Origin of the sequence: Nitratireductor sp. GCM10026969 (genome assembly GCF_042660605.1) — a bacterium.
Classification (GTDB): Bacteria; Pseudomonadota; Alphaproteobacteria; order Rhizobiales; family Rhizobiaceae; genus Chelativorans.
This window is the reverse complement of sequence record NZ_JBHSUM010000251.1, coordinates 1-3,479: the sequence shown is the minus strand read 5'-3', so window position 1 is coordinate 3,479 and position 3,479 is coordinate 1. Positions and strand designations below refer to the sequence as shown.

The following is a 3,479-nucleotide window of genomic DNA, read 5'->3' as shown; positions in this document are numbered from 1 at the left end:
CGTCCATCCGCGCGCGGCGAACCACTCCCGGAACGGCGCGGGCAGGCGGGCGGCGCTGTCGCCGGAAGGAGGATCCGTCTCGAGTTTCAAGGTAGATAGAACTAATGCAGAACAGACGCGCCGCCAAGACTCTTCCACCGCAGACGAAAAGGCCTATCTTGATCGCATGATCAAAGCGCGCGATCTGCTTCGCTCCCGGCCCGAGGGGCTCTACTGCCCGCCGGGCGATTTCTTCATCGATCCGGTGCGTCCGGTCGGCCGCGCGCTGATCACCCATGGCCATGCCGACCATGCCCGCGCGGGGCACGGCGCCGTATTGGCCACCCGCGAGACGCTCGACATCATGGGGCTGCGCTACGGTGCCGATTTCGCCGGCAGCACCCAGGAGGCCCCAATCGGCGAGTCGATCGCGCTCAACGGCGTGCGCGTGACCTTCCACCCGGCGGGCCACGTCCTGGGCTCGGCGCAGATCGCGGTGGAGGCGAACGGTCTGCGCATCGTCGCCTCCGGAGACTACAAACGCAGCCCCGATCCGACCTGCGCGCCCTTCGAACCGGTCACGTGCGATGTCTTCATTACCGAGGCGACCTTCGGCCTGCCGGTCTTCATCCACGCCGACGCGGCCACCGAGATCGGCCATCTGCTCGCCTCGGTGGAACGCTTTCCCGAGCGCACCCACATCGTCGGCGCCTATGCGCTCGGCAAGGCGCAGCGGGTGATCGCACATTTGCGCGAGGCGGGCCACGACGGCACGATCTTCATCCACGGGGCGCTTTCCAGGCTTTGCGCCTATTACGAAGGCGCCGGCGTGCCGCTCGGGCCGTTGCAGCCCGCCACCGTCGAGAAGGACGAGGCGCCGCCGCCTGCCGGCGCCATCGTCATCGGCCCGCCTTCCACGCTCGGGGACCGCTGGTCGCGGCGCTTTTCCGATCCTCTGGCCTGTTTCGCCTCGGGCTGGATGCGCATCCGCCAACGCGCGCGCCAGCGCGGGGTCGAACTGCCGCTCATCATCTCCGATCACGCGGATTGGCACGAGCTGACCGCCACCATCCGCGAGACGGGCGCCGGCGAGGTCTGGGTCACCCATGGCAGGGAAGAGGCGCTGGTGCGCTGGTGCGAGTTGAACGGGATCGCCGCAAAGCCCCTGCACCTGACCGGCTACGAGGACGAGGCGGAATAGTGGAGCGCTTCGCCGAACTCCTCGACAGGCTGGTGCTGACGCCGTCCCGCAACGGCAAGCTCAGGCTCCTCAGCGACTATTTCGCCTCCGTTCCGGATCCCGACCGCGGCTATGGACTTGCCGCGCTCACCGGCGGGCTCGACTTCCCCGCCGTCAAGCCGGCCATGCTGCGCACGCTGACGACCGAGCGCGTGGACCCGGTCCTCTTCGCCTATTCCTATGATTATGTCGGCGACCTCGCCGAAACGGTCTCACTCATCTGGCCGGCCGGCGCCGAAGAAGAGGAGGCGCCGCGCCTTCCGGACGTGGTGGACACGCTCTCGCGGGCGAGCCGCTCCGACGCGCCCGCCGTCATGGCGCGGCTGCTCGACCGGCTTTCGCCCTCTGGCCGTTTCGCGGCGATCAAGCTCGCCACCGGCGGCTTGCGCGTCGGTGTTTCCGCGCGGCTCACCAAACAGGCGCTGGCGGAATTCGGGAGCGTGGACGTGCAGGCGATCGAGGAGCTCTGGCACGGGCTGCGCCCGCCCTTCACCGATCTCTTCGCCTGGCTCGAAGGCAGGGGAGAGAAGCCGGAAAATGCGGCCAAGGCGCCCTTCCGGCCCGTCATGCTGGCCCATCCCGCGGCGGAAGCGGATTTCTCCATGCTCGATCCTACCGCCTATACCGCCGAGTGGAAATGGGACGGCATCCGCGTGCAGGCGGTTTCAGAAGGCGGCGTGCGGCGGCTTTATTCCCGCACCGGCGACGACATCTCCGGCGCCTTCCCGGATCTGGTCGAGGCGATGGATTTCGAGGCCGCGCTCGACGGGGAGTTGCTCGTCGGCGACCCGCGGGAGAAGACCGGCACTTTCTCCGACCTCCAGCAGCGGCTCAACCGCAAGGCGGTCTCGCGGGCAATGCTTCAGGATTATCCCGTCTTCATGCGCTGCTACGACGCGCTGATCATCGACAGCCGGGACACCCGCACGATGCCTTTCGAGGAACGGCGGGGACTCCTGGAAGCCTTCGTGGCGAACCTGCCCGCCGCCCGCTTCGACATTTCGCCTACCGTCCCGTTCCGTAGCTGGGAGGAACTCGACGACAAGCGCTGCAATCCACCGCATCCGGTTATCGAGGGCGTGATGCTGAAGCGCCGGGATTCGGCCTACCTGCCGGGCCGGCCCAAAGGGCCGTGGTTCAAGTGGAAACGCGATCCCTTCACGGTGGATGCGGTGCTCATCTACGCGCAGCGCGGCCACGGCAAGCGGTCGAGCTTCTATTCAGACTATACCTTCGGCGTCTGGTCGGGCCCGCAGGAGGATCCGGTCCTGGTACCCGTTGGCAAGGCCTATTTCGGCTTCACCGACGAGGAACTGAGACAGATCGATCGCTATGTGCGCGAGAACACAGTGGACCGGTTCGGCCCCGTGCGTGCCGTGCGCGCCGACCGCAGCCACGGCCTCGTCGTCGAACTCGCCTTCGAGGGCATCCAACGCTCGACCCGCCACAAGTCGGGCATCGCCATGCGTTTCCCCCGCATCTCAAGGCTCAGGTGGGACAAGCCCGTCCACGAGGCGGACCGGATCGAGACGCTGGAGGCGATGTTGGAGTGACAGGCGTGCGGTGAATAACTCGCGGAAGCCGGCAGGACCTCGAATATTCACCATTCGCTATCCCGCTACTCCGCCGTCGCCACCCGCACCGAGAACACATCCAGCGCCCGGCCCTCTCCCTCCATGTCGGGAACGACAGTGATCGTGCCGCCGCCGCTCGGCTGCCGGTCGGGCAGTTCCGTTTCCAACAGATAATCCGTCCGCGAAGGTCCGACGACGTAGCGGCGCCGTGCGCAATTGCCGAGCGTGCCGAAATCGCAGGCGATCGAGATCTGCGTCTCTTCGCCCTCCTGCGCCCTCGCCGAGAGAGAGAAGACAACACGCTCCCCGGCGAGCCGCTCCAGGATGCCCTGCCCGATGTCGAAGGAGATCCGCGCTTCCGGCCCGCCGCCGATGCGCATGAAGGCCTCGCCCTCTTCCTCGATCGCTTCGGCGCTGGTGCCGCCGCCGGCGCGGGCGGTGGTGGGATCGTTGGGCGAGAAGACGGTGATCCAGTCTCCACTGGCCTGGATATCGCGGCCGGGTTCGCCCCGGTCCTGGCCTGCGGTGTCGGGCGTCGCCTCGCTTGGCGGCCCGCCGGAAAACAGGAACCAGCCGCCGACCGCACTGACGGCGATCAGCGCAGCGGCCGCGAGAGCGATGGAAAAGAGGCGGCGCCTGCCGGTGCCCTGGAAGGCGTAGCCCCGATCCGCGCGCGCGTTCGCGCC

General features: G+C 67.8%; 2 protein-coding genes and 1 pseudogene. 2 read left to right on the top strand and 1 reads right to left on the bottom strand.

Annotation, left to right across the window (positions count from 1 at the left end):
* Positions 1-169 precede the first annotated feature (169 nt).
* On the top strand, positions 170-1,180 hold the full coding sequence (locus ACFP9U_RS24395; RefSeq protein ID WP_378625393.1) for a ligase-associated DNA damage response exonuclease: 1,011 nt from the start codon (positions 170-172) through the stop codon (positions 1,178-1,180).
* The gene (locus tag ACFP9U_RS24390) at positions 1,180-2,772 is read left to right on the top strand and encodes a cisplatin damage response ATP-dependent DNA ligase (RefSeq protein ID WP_378625391.1); all 1,593 of its coding nucleotides are present in this window, start codon (positions 1,180-1,182) and stop codon (positions 2,770-2,772) included. The genes ACFP9U_RS24395 and ACFP9U_RS24390 overlap by 1 nt, the downstream gene beginning before the upstream one ends.
* Positions 2,773-2,837: 65 nt before the next feature.
* Here the strand turns inward: ACFP9U_RS24390 and ACFP9U_RS24385 are convergent.
* A pseudogene (locus ACFP9U_RS24385) lies at positions 2,838-3,479 on the bottom strand (hypothetical protein); the annotation flags it as partial.